This is a genomic window from Tardiphaga sp. 285_C5_N1_2, from assembly GCF_052076065.1.
GTDB classification, from domain to species: Bacteria; Pseudomonadota; Alphaproteobacteria; order Rhizobiales; family Xanthobacteraceae; genus Tardiphaga; species Tardiphaga robiniae.
On the sequence record NZ_CP197241.1, the window covers coordinates 3,371,335 to 3,386,588 of the forward strand.

12 protein-coding genes are annotated in these 15,254 nt (G+C 60.7%); 5 read left to right on the forward strand and 7 right to left on the reverse strand.

What is annotated here, in order from left to right; all coding sequences use genetic code 11:
* Positions 1–48: 48 nt before the first annotated feature.
* Complete coding sequence (locus AB7951_RS16185) at positions 49–1,116, reverse strand: ABC transporter ATP-binding protein (protein ID WP_089267200.1); 1,068 nt, start codon at positions 1,114–1,116, stop codon at positions 49–51.
* Between the two features lie 234 nt (positions 1,117–1,350).
* Between AB7951_RS16185 and AB7951_RS16190 the strand changes: the two genes are divergently transcribed.
* The 3 genes from AB7951_RS16190 to AB7951_RS16200 all read left to right on the forward strand — a co-directional run bounded on the left by AB7951_RS16190 (position 1,351) and on the right by AB7951_RS16200 (position 4,814).
* Complete coding sequence (locus AB7951_RS16190) at positions 1,351–3,189, forward strand: IlvD/Edd family dehydratase (protein ID WP_089267199.1); 1,839 nt, start codon at positions 1,351–1,353, stop codon at positions 3,187–3,189.
* A gap of 127 nt (positions 3,190–3,316) precedes the next feature.
* Positions 3,317–4,051 (forward strand): SDR family oxidoreductase, encoded by a 735-nt coding sequence (locus AB7951_RS16195; protein ID WP_120291086.1) that lies wholly within the window; start codon positions 3,317–3,319, stop codon positions 4,049–4,051.
* A gap of 16 nt (positions 4,052–4,067) precedes the next feature.
* The gene (locus AB7951_RS16200; protein ID WP_120291084.1) at positions 4,068–4,814 is read left to right on the forward strand and encodes an SDR family oxidoreductase; all 747 of its coding nucleotides are present in this window, start codon (positions 4,068–4,070) and stop codon (positions 4,812–4,814) included.
* A gap of 13 nt (positions 4,815–4,827) precedes the next feature.
* Here AB7951_RS16200 and AB7951_RS16205 read toward each other — a convergent pair whose 3' ends face one another.
* From AB7951_RS16205 to AB7951_RS16230, 6 genes are all read right to left on the reverse strand, one after another.
* Complete coding sequence (locus AB7951_RS16205; RefSeq protein ID WP_089267197.1) at positions 4,828–5,616, reverse strand: energy transducer TonB family protein; 789 nt, start codon at positions 5,614–5,616, stop codon at positions 4,828–4,830.
* Positions 5,617–5,631: 15 nt separating this feature from the next.
* On the reverse strand, positions 5,632–6,114 hold the full coding sequence (exbD, locus tag AB7951_RS16210; RefSeq protein WP_093758879.1) for a TonB system transport protein ExbD: 483 nt from the start codon (positions 6,112–6,114) through the stop codon (positions 5,632–5,634).
* Between the two features lie 2 nt (positions 6,115–6,116).
* On the reverse strand, positions 6,117–7,046 hold the full coding sequence (gene exbB, locus AB7951_RS16215; protein WP_120291082.1) for a tonB-system energizer ExbB: 930 nt from the start codon (positions 7,044–7,046) through the stop codon (positions 6,117–6,119).
* A 2-nt stretch (positions 7,047–7,048) separates the two neighbouring features.
* Complete coding sequence (locus tag AB7951_RS16220) at positions 7,049–7,738, reverse strand: Fe2+-dependent dioxygenase (protein ID WP_120291080.1); 690 nt, start codon at positions 7,736–7,738, stop codon at positions 7,049–7,051.
* 3 nt (positions 7,739–7,741) lie between these two features.
* Complete coding sequence (locus AB7951_RS16225; protein WP_439061409.1) at positions 7,742–10,186, reverse strand: TonB-dependent receptor; 2,445 nt, start codon at positions 10,184–10,186, stop codon at positions 7,742–7,744.
* A 176-nt stretch (positions 10,187–10,362) separates the two neighbouring features.
* Positions 10,363–10,602: a hypothetical protein gene (locus AB7951_RS16230; RefSeq protein ID WP_089267192.1), complete on the reverse strand. Its 240-nt coding sequence runs from the start codon at positions 10,600–10,602 to the stop codon at positions 10,363–10,365.
* 338 nt (positions 10,603–10,940) lie between these two features.
* Between AB7951_RS16230 and AB7951_RS16235 the strand changes: the two genes are divergently transcribed.
* Together AB7951_RS16235 and AB7951_RS16240 are read left to right on the forward strand one after the other, a co-directional pair.
* Positions 10,941–12,107, forward strand: a complete 1,167-nt coding sequence (locus AB7951_RS16235) for an efflux RND transporter periplasmic adaptor subunit (protein ID WP_120291076.1) — start codon at positions 10,941–10,943, stop codon at positions 12,105–12,107.
* A 2-nt stretch (positions 12,108–12,109) separates the two neighbouring features.
* Positions 12,110–15,253 (forward strand): multidrug efflux RND transporter permease subunit, encoded by a 3,144-nt coding sequence (locus AB7951_RS16240; RefSeq protein ID WP_120291074.1) that lies wholly within the window; start codon positions 12,110–12,112, stop codon positions 15,251–15,253.
* Position 15,254: the final 1 nt, after the last annotated feature.

Consider the following 15,254-nt stretch of genomic DNA (forward strand, 5'->3'; position numbering starts at 1 on the left):
GTTCGTTGATCGACCAATGTTTTGAAATTGATTTGGTGTAACAACGCGTCAGTTGACGCGCTTGCCGGTCTCCTTGTCGAACAGATGCGCCGAATTCGCGCGCGGCCTGAGATGAATCTTGTCGCCCGGCGCGACCGGACGCCGATCGCGGAAGATCGCGATGATGTCCTGCGTGCCAATGCGCGCAACGACCTGGGTTTCCGACCCCATCGGCTCGACCACCACTACCTCGGCCTCGATGCCGTCATCGGCGAATTCGAGATGCTCGGGACGAATGCCGTAAGTGACGGCCTTGTCGTTCCCTGCCGCAGGCGCTGCCGTGATCGGCAGCTTCGCACCGTTTGCGGTCTCCACCCATGGCTGTCCGCCATTCACCTTCAGCGTACCTTCGAGGAAATTCATCGCAGGCGATCCGATGAAGCCCGCAACGAACTTGTTCTCGGGACGATCATAGAGCTCCAGCGGAGCGCCCATCTGCTCGACGATGCCGTCCTGCATCACCACGATCTTGTCGGCCATGGTCATGGCCTCGATCTGGTCATGCGTCACATAGACCGTCGTGGTCTTGAGGCGCTGATGCAGTTCCTTGATCTCGGCGCGCATGGCGACGCGCAGCTTGGCATCGAGATTCGACAGTGGCTCGTCGAACAAAAACACCTGCGGGTCACGCACAATGGCGCGGCCCATGGCGACGCGCTGACGCTGACCACCCGACAACTGCCGAGGGAAACGCTCAAGCAATCGCCTCAAATCGAGAATATCGGCGGCGCGATTGACCTTCTGATCGATCTCGCTTTTGTCGGCGCCGCGCAGCTTGAGCGAAAAGCCCATATTCTGGGCAACCGTCATATGCGGATACAGCGCGTAATTCTGGAACACCATGGCGATGTCGCGCTCTTTCGGCTGGACATCATTGACCACGCGATCGCCGATCGAGATCGTGCCGGAGGTGATCTTCTCCAAGCCCGCCAACATGCGCAGCAATGTGGATTTTCCGCAGCCGGATGGCCCAACCAGAACCACGAATTGGCCATCCTCGATGGGGACCGACACGCCGTGGAGAACCTCAAAACCGCCAAAAGACTTACGAACGTCGTGAATCTGCACGGACGCCATACATTTCCCTCCCAAATGTCCCATTTTAGAGACTGCGTCCTCCGATTGCCGGAGCCGCCTGTTCTTACTTGTCTGACATCCTACCAGATTTTCTGGCGGCGTGTCGTTGGATCATAGTCGTAGAAAAACTTCGCAGATGCAAACGTTGCGAAGCAGCCAGTGGCGTGCAAACATTCGTGACCAATCAAAAGAGACGACGCACCAGAATATAAAGTGTGCGCTGCGGGAGAAATGATGACCAAGTCGACTTCGTCCACGCCGACTGCGGGGACCTCGCCTGCAAAGGCAACCAAGCGCAAACTTCGTTCGAGCGAATGGTTCAACGATCCCCACAATCCCGGAATGACTGCACTCTATCTTGAGCGCTATCTGAACTACGGCCTGACGCGTCACGAATTGCAGTCCGGCAAGCCGATCATCGGCATTGCGCAGACCGGCAACGACCTGTCGCCCTGCAATCGCCATCATCTCGAACTCGCCAAGCGCGTGCGCGAAGGCATTACCGCTGCCGGCGGTCTTGTGATGGAATTCCCGGTACATCCGATTCAGGAGACCGGTAAGCGGCCGACTGCGGCGCTTGATCGCAACCTTGCTTATCTCGGCCTTGTGGAAATCCTGTTCGGTTATCCGCTCGATGGCGTCGTGCTGACAACCGGCTGCGACAAAACCACGCCGGCCTGTTTGATGGCAGCAGCGACAGTCAATCTCCCCGCAATCGTGTTGTCCGGCGGTCCGATGTTGAACGGCTGGCACGAAGGCCAGCGTACCGGCTCCGGCACCGTGGTGTGGAAATCACGTGAACGCCTTGCCGCCGGCGAGATCGGCTACGAAGAATTCATGACGCTGGTCGCGTCCTCGGCGCCGTCGGTCGGCCATTGCAACACCATGGGCACCGCGTCGACGATGAACTCGCTGGCCGAAGCTTTGGGCATGTCACTGCCCGGCTGCGCTGCCATCCCCGCTCCCTATCGCGAGCGCGGCCAGATTGCCTATGAGACGGGCAGCCGTATCGTCGACATGGTGTGGGAGGACCTCAAGCCGTCCGACATCCTGACGCGCAAGGCGTTCGAGAACTGCATCGTGGTCAACTCCGCCATTGGCGGTTCAACCAACGCGCCCATCCATATCAACGCGCTCGCGCGTCATATCGGCGTCGAACTCGATATCGACGACTGGCAGAAATTCGGCCATGACGTACCGCTGCTGGTCAACATGCAGCCGGCCGGCTTCTATCTCGGCGAGGAATATCATCGCGCCGGTGGTGTGCCCTCGGTGGTCCGCGAGCTGATGAAGCACAAGCGCATCCATGAGGATGTGATCACGGTGAACGGCAAGACCATGGGGGAAAATTGCGCCGCCTCGCCCAAACCGGACAACGACGTCATCTGGTCCTATGACAAACCGCTGGTGGCTGATGCCGGCTTCCTCGTGTTGCGCGGCAATCTGTTCGATTCCGCGATCATGAAGACCTCGGTGATCTCCAAGGAATTCCGCGATCGCTATCTGATCAATCCGAAGGATCCGAACGCATTTGAAGGCCGCGCCATCGTGTTCGAGGGGCCAGAGGATTATCACGATCGCATCGACGATGCCTCGCTCGATATTGACGAGCATTGCATCCTGTTCGTGCGCGGCACCGGCCCGATCGGCTATCCCGGCGGCGCGGAAGTCGTGAACATGCAGCCACCGGCAGCGCTGATCAAACGCGGCATTCTATCGCTGCCCTGTATCGGCGATGGCCGGCAGTCGGGCACATCCGGCTCGCCGTCGATCCTCAACGCTACACCTGAAGCGGCAGCCAATGGGGGCCTCGCAATCCTGAAAACGGGCGACAAGGTGCGCATCGATCTCAACAAGGGCTCGGCGAATATCCTGATCTCCGACGAGGAGCTGAAGCGACGTCGCGCCGAACTGATGGCCAATGGCGGATTCAAATATCCGGCCAACCAGACGCCGTGGCAGGAGCTCTATCGCAACACCGTCGGCCAGCAGGCCACCGGTGCCTGCCTCGAACTGGCCACGCGCTATCGCGATATCGCCGGCACGGTCGGGACGGCGCGGCATAATCACTAATCCCTCGGTCGTCATTGCGAGCGCAGCGAAGCAATCCAGTCTTTCTTCTTGGCTTCTGGATTGCTTCGTCGCTTCGCTCCTCGCAATGACGGCGGAGAGTGAATGAAAAATTTCAGGGAGATTTCACATGTCTGACCGCTTGAAAGGCAAACGCGCCTTCGTCACCGCGGGCGCCGTCGGTATCGGCCGCGCCTGTGCACTGGCCTTTGCGCGCGAAGGCGCAACGGTGTTCGCCACCGATATCGACGACAACGGCGTGGCGCTGCTGACCAAGGATGGTATCGCCGAGACTGCACGGCTCGACGTGCGCGACACGGCTGCCGTCGAAGCGATGGCGAAGAAGGTCGGCGATATCGACATCCTGCTCAACGCCGCCGGCTTCGTGCATCACGGCGCAGCACTGGAATGCTCCGATTCCGACTGGGACTTCTCGTTCGACCTGAACGTCAAATCGATGCACCGGACCATCCGTGCGTTCCTGCCCGGCATGCTTGCGCGCGGCAATGGTGCGATCGTCAATATCTCCTCCGCCGCCGGTGTCTTCAAGGCAGCACCGAACCGCTACGTCTATGGCGCAACCAAAGCTGCCGTCGCCGCCCTCACCCGTGCTGTGGCTGTCGACTACATCACCAAAGGCATTCGCTGCAACGCGATCTGCCCCGGCACGATCGAAACGCCGTCGATGCTCGACCGCGCCGCGGCCGCAGGCCCGAATGGCCGCGAGCTGTTCGTCAGCCGGCAGCCGATGGGCCGCCTCGGCACCGCCGAGGAAATCGCGTCCCTCGCCGTCTATCTCGCCAGCGACGAGAGCGCCTTCACCACCGGCGTCGCGCACATCATCGACGGCGGCTGGACGCTGTAACCGAGGACATCGCATCATGAACAAGATCGATTTGAACGGCCGTTGCGCCGTGGTCACGGGCGGCGCCCAGGGTTTTGGCCGCGCGATCACCGAACGTTTCGTCGCTTCCGGCGCCAAAGTGGCGATCTGGGATCAAGATATTGACCTGGCCGTAAGAACGGCGAGCGAAATCGGCGACGAAGTGATTGCCCTCAAAGTCGACGTCACGGACGTCGCTTCAATTGATGAAGCTCGTGATGCGACGCTTCAAGAGTTCGGCAAGATCGATATCCTGGTCAACAATGCCGGCATCACCGGATTCAACAAGCCGGTGTGGGAGATCGATTACGACGATTGGCGCAAGGTGATGCGCATCAATCTCGACGGCCCGTTCCTATGCTGTAAGGCCGTCGTCCCTGTGATGCTGAAACAGAATTACGGCCGCATCGTCAACATCGCCTCGATCGCCGGCAAGGAAGGCAATCCAAACGCCTCGCACTATTCGGCATCGAAGGCCGGCCTGATCGCGCTGACCAAGTCGCTCGGCAAGGAACTGGCCGGTCACGAGATCAACGTCAACGCCATCACGCCTGCGGCCGCGAAGACGGCGATCTTCGACCAGATGACCGAACAGCACATCAACTTCATGCTGTCGAAGATTCCGAAAGGACGTTTCGTACTGGTGCAGGAACTGGCCGCAATGGCTGCCTGGCTGGCCTCGGAAGACTGCGCCTTCTCGACCGGCGCGGTGTTCGATATTTCGGGCGGACGGGCGACCTACTAAGTCGCCCTTCTCGTCAGCCCTTGCCCTTGACGCGGAAGATCACGGGCACGGTGAAGCTCAGGCCGTCGTCGGCGATCAACGGCGGCGGCGCCGGCAGCGGGTCTGAGCGACGCACCATGGCAACCGCGGCCTCGTCGAATGCGGCGTCGCCAGAGCCCTTCACCACCCGCACAGCCAGGACCTTGCCGACGCGGTCGATCTCGAAATTCACCGTCACTTCGGCCGTCTTCTGCTGGCGCTCCTGCGGATAGCGCTTGTTCTTTTCGAGATAGGCGCTGAGCTGCTTGGACCAGATTGTCGACAGGCGCTTCTTGTCGGTGCCGATGCCGCCCTGCTGCGCTTGTGCTTTCTCGCCAGCCTTGGAATCATCGAGCTTCTGCTGTGCGGCGGCTTCCGACGCGACGGATTCCTGCGACGCCTGCTGCTGCTTTTGCGCCTTTTCGGGTGTCTCTTCTTCCGGCTTGGTCGCCTTGCTCTCGGTCACGACCTGATCGGGTTCTTCGCTCTCGTGCGGCGTCTCCTTGGGGAGATCGCTCTGCTTCTCGACAGCCTTCTGCTCCTGAACGGCCGGAGATGCGGTCGAGGCCTCCGAATCCGGGCCCTGCGGAAGATCGGTCGGCTCGACGTCGGGCGACACCATTTCCATCCCGACTTCGATGGCATTGGCGCCGAGGCCGTCGTCATCCTCTTCCTGCTGCATCTCGAACACAGCCGCAGCGATGCCGCCGACATGCAGCAGCACGGCGACAAGCGCCGCGATCAGCCACAGTCGCCAGGACGACTTTCTATCGAGCTCGGACATAGCGCTTCCGTAACGTCAGGGCTTCGGCGCGTCAGGTGCAGCGATCGGTGCCGGCGATGCCGCAGCGGCATCCGGAACACCTTCCAGTGCAACAAGCTTGGTCTTTTGATAGCCACCGGCACGCAGCCGTTCCATCACATCGAAGAATTCGCCATAGGGCACCGCGCGATCGACGCGCAGGAAGATCGGACGATCCTTGTTGCCGTCGCCCATCGCATCGAGCTGACGCACCAGATCGACACGCTTGACCATGTTCTCGCCGATCGCGACCGCGAGATCCGGCTTGATGCTCACATAGGTCGGCTTGTCCGGCTTCTTCTGCGGCGTCACCGTCGAGCTCGGCAGATTGATCGGCAGGTCCACCGTCGACAGCGGCGCAGCCACCATGAAGATGATCAGCAGAACCAGAATGACGTCGATGAAGGGTGTGACGTTGATTTCGTGATTTTCACCGAAATCATCATCGTCGTCTGCACCTTCGGAAAGCGACATACCCATGATTATTCAGCCGCTGCGCGTGCGTGTGAACTCGAATGCGTGCGATCAAGATCGCGTGACAGCAAACGACCGGCGGCGCCCTGCGCACGGCCGACGATTTCCATGTAGGCCTTCGTCACGCGCGAGAAGTGATTGTAGATGATGACCGCCGGGATCGCCGCGACGAGGCCGATGGCGGTGGCCAGCAGCGCTTCGGCGATGCCGGGCGCGACGACGGCGAGATTCGTGGTCTGCGATTTCGAAATGCCGATGAAGCTGTTCATGATGCCCCACACGGTGCCGAACAGTCCGACGAACGGCGACGTTGCGCCGATGGTCGCGAGGATGCCCATACCGGTGCGCACCTTGCGGCCTTCAGCGCGAACGATTTCGCCGAAGCTCGACGCAGCGCGCTCCTTGATGCCTTCATCGCTCGAAATACCGGCGGACATCCGCCCTTCCCGCATCGCCGCTGCCAAAAATCGCGACAGGATCGTGCCGCGCTCGCCGAGCGCCATCTGTGCTTCGGACAGCGAACGCGATTCACCGATCTTGCGGAGCGCGGCCTTCAAGCGACGCATGGCCCAGGTCAGTTCCATCATCTTGAAAATGCCGACCGTCCAGGTGACGACCGATGCGAAAGCCAGACCCACCATCACCGCCTTGACGATGATGTCGGCACCCATGAACATTTTCCAGGGCGACAGATCGTGCTCACCGGTCGCGACCATCGGCCTGGGCGCGGCCTCCACCACCGGGCTAGCAAGAGCTGTCGAAGCGGCCGGGCTCGCCGCTGGGCTGCTCGGCTGAGCAGCTACCGGGGCCGGCGCCGCAGTGGGAGCTGCCTGAGTAACCACCGGCGCCACGGGTTTTGCAGCCTGCTGCGCAATGATTGGCGAAGCAAACGCGACCACTGCCAGCACAGCCAGCGACTTAAGAACAGTTCTAAACAAGCTTATACCTCGGCCCAGTAGCGGATGAGATTATGATAGATGCCCGTCAATTTGACCGTTTCTGGGTCGTCTCTTCCGAGACGTTCAACTAGGCTCTGAATCGCGCTGTCGAGATCGAAGATCATGCTGCGCGCATGAGCATCACGTATCATGCTCTGTAGCCAGAAAAAAGACGCTACGCGCATACCTGCCCTTAGAGGCGTTACAAGGTGCAAACTGGAAGCAGGATAAAGTACGAGGTGGCCGGCCGGCAGCTTCACCTCGTGTGAGCCGTAATTGTCTTCAATGACGAGCTCACCGCCTTCATATTCTTCGGGCTCGGAGAGGAACAGCGTCACTGACAGGTCGGTGCGGATACGCATGCCGGTGAGATGATCGCCGCGCACTGCATTGTCGACGTGCACGCCGAAGTGATGTCCATCCGACGAGACGTAACGATTGAACAGCGGCGGGAAGATATGCAGCGGAATTGCTGCAGACAGAAACCGCGGGTTCGACGTCAGTGCCGAGATAATCTGATTACCGAGCGCGCGGGCCACATCGCTGTCCGGCGGCAGTTGCTCGTTCCTTTTGACCAGCGCCGATTGCGCACCGGCAGTCGAGCGACCGTCCTCCCAACCGGCCGCATCCATGATGCGGCGGAACTCCGCCACATCACTTTTGCTCAGAACATCAGGGATGCAGATCAGCATCCCCTAGAACTTCCCACTGAGAACAAGTGTTCCCGACCGCCCCGGCGCCACCAGCACGAACGGTGCAGCACTGTTGTAGAAGCCGTCATAGTAGAGCTTGTTGGTGAGGTTGTTGACGAACAGCTTGAGGGTGATGTTCTTGTCGATCTTCTTCTCGACGAACATGTCGAAGCGCCAGAATTCCGGCAGGACCGTCGTGGTGGTCGTGTACAGAATGCCACCGGTGCGCTGCGACTGATAGGTCGCCTGCCCGCCCAGCTCCCAGCCATAGTCGAACTTGTACTTGGTCATCAGGTTGAACGACTGATGCGCGATATTGGCGAGATCGCGCCCGATGAAAGCAGGCGTTGCCGAATTCAGCACCTTGGATTCCATCAGAACCAGACCGCCGAACACGCTCCAGCGATCGGTAATCTTGCCGGCGACGCCGAGATCGATGCCGCGGATCCGGTAAGACGCACCAGCGACGACCTGCGTGACGCCACCGACGGCGAGCTGCTCACGCGCGTTGCTCTTGGTGGTCTCGAACAGGGCACCGGTCAGCAACAGATGGCGATCGAACAGTTCCCACTTGGTACCGACTTCCGCCGACTTGTTCTTTTCCGGCGCGAACACCTGATTGTAGGCGCCCGTGAGGTTGAAGCCGCCATAGCGTGCGTCGGTGCCGTCCAGTTCCGCACCGACCGGGTTGGTCGACGTGGCGTAGGCCGCATAGACGCTGCCATAGGGTAGCGGCTTCAACGTCAGGCCGACATTCCAGTTTACATTTCCGCTATCCGCCTTTTGCGGGAACGTGGTGGTGGTCGCAAACGGCTTGCCTGCGCTGACGCTGTAGTCGTCATAACGGATGCCGGTGTTCAGATAGACGAGGTCGTTGTAGTTCGCCGTATTGATGGCGTAGCCCGCATTGGTGTCGACCTTGATCACCGTTGGATTGTTGGCACGCGTGGGCTGCGCAAAAGCCGAATAGGTCAGATACGGATTATTGATCGGAACGATCACGGAGCCGATGCTCGTGCTCCCACCCGGCAGCGACTCCGTTGTCAGGCCCGTAAAGGTGTCGATATCGACCTTTTCGCGCGAGATCTCCGCACCGACGATGGTCGTGTGCCTGATCGGACCGGTGTCGAACTTGAACTTCAAGTCTGACTGGTTAGCGATCGTGTCCGTGGTCTGATAGCGGCTGACGGCATTGAGCTGAACCAGTCCGTAACCGGCGGGATCAGCGAGATAGCCGGGAATGCCGGCGCGGGGCGCTTCCGGCAAAGTGCCGACATAGGCCAGGGTCGAACGTTCCAGCCGCATCTTGTTGCTGAAGGTGACATCCGGCGTCAGTGCGACTTCGGTGTTCAGCGAGCCGATATCCTGACGGGCATGCTGGAAGTCGCGATTGGCGAAACCATAGTAGTTGTTGCGGTTCGCGATGCCGGTTTCCGTTGATGGCTTGTTGGCCGCGCGGTCCCATGGAATACCGAAATCCGGGATCGAATTGAGGTCGGTGTGGATGTAGTTGGCCGTGACCTTCACGGCATCGACCGGCGTCCACTTGATGGCCGCGAAGCCTCCCCAGCGATCGTCAGTCGTGGTGTTGCGGCCAGCAACATTGGCGTCCTGGAACAGGCCGCCGGCGCGCACCGAGACCGTCGGGCTCAGCACCTGATTGGCGTCGATGGTCACGCGCTTGGTGGCATCGGTGCCGAAGGCGGTATCGATATTGGTGAAATTCTTGTCGCCCGCCTGCTTGGTGACAATGTTGATCGCACCGCCTGCGGTGCCGCGTCCTGCGAAGGACGATGCCGGACCGCGCAGGATCTCGACCTGTTCGGTGAAGAAGTTTTCGCGAATGCTAACGGCCGGGTCGCGGATACCGTCGACGAACACGTCATTGCGGGCATCGAAGCCGCGAATGAAGAAGCGATCGCCGAAAGCGTTGCCGCCCTCACCGGTTCCAAGCGTCACGCCGGCTGTCGAACGGACGGCATCGCGCAGCGACGTCGCGTTCTTGTCCTCGAGAACTTCCCTGGTGAGCACCGTGACGGTGCGCGGCGTATCCAGCAGCTTCTCGGTGAATTTGCCGCCCGCAAGGCGGTCACCTTTATAGGGCGCGGCGGGATCGGCATAAGGATCGGCCGCAAGTCCGCCGGCATTCGGAAATGGTACGGGCGCGACTGGCACCGGTTGAGCCCGGCGGGCGGCGCGGCGGAGCGCGGTGCGCGCGCGAATCTGGTCCGGAGTTGGCTTCGATGCCGCCGGCCGGGGCCGGGCAACCGGTGCATCCACTGTGACCGGCGGAAGGGTGGATTGCTGCGCTTCGGCACCGCTGAACGACGCAACCGCGATAAGACCCGCAACCGCAGTTACTTTGCGGCCAGAATGGGGATCGGCGCCCTCGCCGACACGAACCTCAGAAACAGCACGCAAAGACCGCGGCATTTTCGCCGTACCCATCGAATTCCCCCAAAACTGCGACGCTAGGACGCATCAAGTGCGATAATTTGTCCCATGGACGTAGTCGGCAGGAGAACGGGTGGTCAACGCAATTGGGCGAGAATGCAGGGTTCTTATGTTTGAATATGTCTAGATTGGTCGCGGCAGCTACCGGGAGGTAATATGAGACGGCCGCCCTATTCGCTGCTGGGCGGCTTCATCAGCGAGAACATCTCGTCGACGGTCTGCAACGCCGACTGCCTTACCCGATCCGTATTCTCCATGCCGGCGATGTTGATGCCACGCACGACGGCTTTGATCTCGTCCCGATAGTCGGTCAGGAAGCGCAGCGGATCCGGCGAGTCATTGGCGACCCGCGCGATCAATCCGGTAATCAAAATCTGACAGGCGATCATCCGCCCATTCAACTCGTCCATGTGCCGCTCCGGATCGATTACATTTACAAGCCGCAATGTCGGCTTCGACGAGCCTATGGCGGATACGACGCGCAGTTACAACACCAGGCGCTTCTCACTGCGCCGATGGATTGTCCAAGACGCTGCATAAAACGAGGCGCAGTGTCCTGTTGGAACGATGCGAGAAATCACGCGTAAATCATAGTGAACATGAAGATTTGGCAATGAAGCACGCGTTCAAGCGGTCGTGTGTTTACAGCATTTGAGTCGCCACCTAGCTGATCAGGAGCCGCCCAAGCGGGCGCGCATTGGACGCGCATGTCTGCGTCAGTGGCTGCCAAGAGATTGATGAGATCACCATGACAACGCTTACCCGTTTTCGATGGACTGGGCTGATTGTTCTGGCGCTGCTTGCGGCCGGCGGAACTATCGCATGGCAGCATTACGGAGCTACCGGAGCACAGCAGGCGAATGCCGACAAACCGCGCGGCCCTGCCCCCGTCCCGGTGAAAATTGCATCTGTCGAAAAAGCTGATTTCCCCGTTTATCTCGGCGGTCTGGGCACCGTGCAGGGTTTTAATACCGTGGTCGTGCGGACCCGTGTCGATGGTCAGATCGACACGATCGCTTTCACCGAAGGACAGATCGTCAAGGAGGGTGACCTGCTCGCACAGATCGATCCGCGCCCGTTCCAGGCAGCGCTCGATCAGGCCAAGGCCAAGAAAGCGCAGGACGAAGCCAATCTCGCCAATGCCAATCTGGATTTGCAGCGCTTCACCAAACTCGGCGAATTCGCGACACGGCAACAGACAGACACACAACGCTCCACCGTGCAGCAGCTGAGCGCGCAGATCGCTGCCGACGATGCCGCGATCTCGAATGCGCAGACCCAGCTCGCTTACACCACGATCAAGGCGCCGATCTCCGGCCGCGTCGGCTTTCGTCAGGTCGACCAAGGCAACATCGTCAATGCCGCGACACAGACCGGCATCGTCACCATTGCGCAGATCGAGCCGATCGCCGTGATCTTCACCGCGCCTGAACAGAACCTCATCGACATCAGCCAGTCGCTCGCGGAACATCCGCTCAAGGTGATCGCGCTGACCACCGACGGAAAGCGGACGCTCTCGGAAGGCACGCTCGCGGTCATCAACAATCAGGTGGATACGACCAGCGGCACGATCCGGCTCAAGGCGGTATTCGACAACAAGGACCACGTGCTGTGGCCCGGCCTCTCAGTCTCGACGCGGCTGCTGGTGACCACGTTGAAGGATGCGACCGTCATTCCCGACGATGCCGTTCAACATGGGGCCGACGGGCTCTATGCCTTTGCGGTCGGGGCCGACAACAAAGCCGAGCTGAAGAAAATCAAGGTCGGCCGTTCCATCGATGGCCGCACGGTGGTCGAGGACGGGCTGAGCGCCGGCGAGCGCGTTATCGTCGCCGGGCAATATAAAGTGCAGCCGGGCGCGCTGGTAGCGACGTCAGTCGCAACATCCGCAGCCACTCCGGCGAAAGGCGAATAGCCATGAACGGAGGAATTTCAGCACCGTTCATTCGCTATCCGATCGCAACATCATTGCTGATGGCCGGCATCCTGTTCGTCGGCCTGGTCTCCTATCCCCAGCTTCCCGTCGCGCCTTTGCCGCAGGTCGACTTCCCGACCATCCAGGTCGCCGCCACCCTGCCCGGCGCCAGCCCCGAGACCATGGCATCCTCGGTGGCGCAGCCGCTGGAGCGACAGCTCGCGCAGATCCCCGGCGTGGCGCAGATGACCTCGACGAGTTCGCTCGGCACATCTGCAGTCACGATCCAGTTCGATCTCAACCGCTCGATCGACGGCGCCGCCAATGACGTGCAAGCTGCGATCAATGCCGCTGGCGGACAATTGCCGAAGACGCTTCCGAGTCCGCCCACCTATCGCAAGGTCAACCCGGCCGACTCGCCGATCATGCTGCTGTCGGCGACATCGGACACGCTGCCCATTACGACGGTCAGCGACAGTGTCGATGCGCAACTGGCGCAGCAGATCAGCCAGATCTCCGGTGTCGCCCAGGTTACGATCGGCGGCCAGCAAAAGCCGGCGATCCGCATCCAGATCGATCCTGCCAAGCTGGTGGCCAAGGGGCTGCAGCTCGAAGACATCCGCAGCCAGATCGCGATCACCACCGTCGACAGCCCGAAAGGCAATATCGACGGCGCGACCCGCAGTTACACGATCTACGCCAACGACCAGTTGCCGGAGTCGAAAGACTGGAACGACGTCATCATCGCCTATCGCAATGGTGGTCCGCTGCGGGTCAGGGATATCGGCACGGCGGTGACAGGCCCGGAAGACGCCAAGCAGGCGGCTTGGGCCAATGGCAAGCGCGGCGTGTTTCTGGTGATCTTCAAGCAGCCCGGCGCCAACGTCATCGACACTGTCGACAAGATCAAGGCCGAGCTGCCGCGTCTGGTGGCCGCGATCCCGCCGACCGTGAAGATCGAGGTCCTCAGCGATCGCACGCAGACCATCCGCGCCGCCGTGCAGGATGTCCAGTTCACCCTGCTGCTGACCATCGCCCTCGTCGTAATGGTGATCTTCGTCTTCCTGCGCAGCGTCTGGGCCACCGTCATTCCCAGCGTGACCGTACCGCTCGCATTGCTCGGCGCCTGCGCGCTGATGTGGGTGTTCGGCTATACGCTCGACAACCTGTCGCTGATGGCGCTGACCATCTCGGTCGGTTTCGTGGTCGACGACGCCATCGTGATGCTGGAGAACATCACTAGATATATCGAGGAAGGCGAAACACCGATGGCTGCCGCGCTGAAAGGCGCCGGTGAAATCGGCTTCACCATCGTCTCGATATCAGTCTCGCTGGTCGCGGTGCTGATCCCGCTGCTGCTGATGGGTGGCATTATCGGCCGCCTGTTCCGCGAATTCGCAGTCACATTGACCATGACAATCTTCGTCTCGCTGGTGGTGTCGCTGACGCTGACGCCCATGATGGCGTCGCGCTTCCTGCGCGAAGAGAAACACGCCAAGCATGGCCGGCTCTATCAGCTCAGCGAGAACGCCTTCGACGCTCTACTGCGCGCCTATGAGCGCGGCCTCGACCTCGTGCTGCGCTGGCGCCTGACGACGCTGATGGTGTTCTTCGCCACGCTCGTCCTGTCGGTCTATCTATTCATGATTATCCCGAAGGGCTTCTTCCCGCAGCAGGACACCGGCCTGATCACCGCTTCCTCCGAAGCGTCGCAGGATATTTCCTTTGCAGACATGAAGGTCCACCAGGAAGAACTCGGCAAGATCGTGCAGGCCGATCCCGACGTCGCCAGTGTCGCCATGTCGATCGGCGGCAGCGGCGGCGCGCTCAATACCGGGCGCATGTTCATTACCTTGAAACCGCGGGACGAACGTTCCGCCAATGCGCAACAGATCATCACACGGCTGCGACCGAAGCTGGAGAAGGTTCAGGGCGCACGCCTGTTCATGCAGGCGGCGCAGGATATCCGGCTCGGCGGCCGCGCCACCCGCACCCAGTTCGAATACACGCTGCAGGACGCCAATCTGGCCGAACTGAACGAGTGGGCGCCGAAGATTCTGGCCAAGATGCAGACGCTGCCGGGTCTACGCGACGTCGCCACCGACCAGCAGACCAAGGGCACGACGCTGACGCTGACCATCGATCGCGACAACGCTTCGCGCTACGGCATCCAGCCGCAACTGATCGACGACACGCTGTATGACGCGTTCGGCCAGCGTCAGGTCGCCCAGTATTTCACGCAGTTGAACAGCTATCACGTCATTCTCGAGATATTGCCCGAGATGCAGGGCAAGCTCGACTCACTCGACAAGATCTATATCAAGTCGCCGACGACAAGCGACATGGTGCCACTGTCGGCCTTTGCGAAATGGACGACGGTGCCGGTGCGGCCGCTTTCGATCAGCCATCAGGGCCAATTCCCGGCGATCACCATCAGCTTCAATCTGGCGCAGGGCGTTGCCCTCGGACAGGCGACCGATGCCGTACAGGCTGCCATGCAGGATATCGGCGCGCCCTCGACCTTGCGCGGTACCTTCCAGGGCACGGCGCAAGCGTTCCAGCAATCGCTATCGACGGTGCCGCTGCTGATCCTCGCCGCACTGGTGGTGGTCTATCTGATCCTCGGCATTCTCTATGAGAGCTACATCCACCCGCTGACGATCCTGTCCACCCTGCCCTCTGCCGGCGTCGGCGCGCTGGCGATCCTGATGGCGTTCGGTTTCGATTTCAGTCTGATCGCACTGATCGGCATCGTGCTGCTGATCGGCATCGTCAAGAAGAACGGCATCATGCTGGTGGACTTCGCAATTGCTGCCGAGCGCGACGAACATCTTGAACCGGAAGAAGCCATCCGCAAGGCCGCTATCCTACGTTTCCGCCCGATCATGATGACGACCATGGCGGCGCTGCTTGGCGGCGTGCCGTTGATGCTCGGCACCGGCACCGGTTCGGAAATCCGCCAGCCGCTCGGCTACGCGATGGTCGGCGGCCTGATCGTCAGCCAGGCACTGACGCTGTTCACGACACCAGTGGTCTATGTCTATCTCGACAAGCTTTCCAATACCATGTCGAGCTGGGGACGATCGAAGCGCGACGACGATAACCGGTCGGACAAGCAGATGCTGGCGAAACAGGCCGCCGAATAGC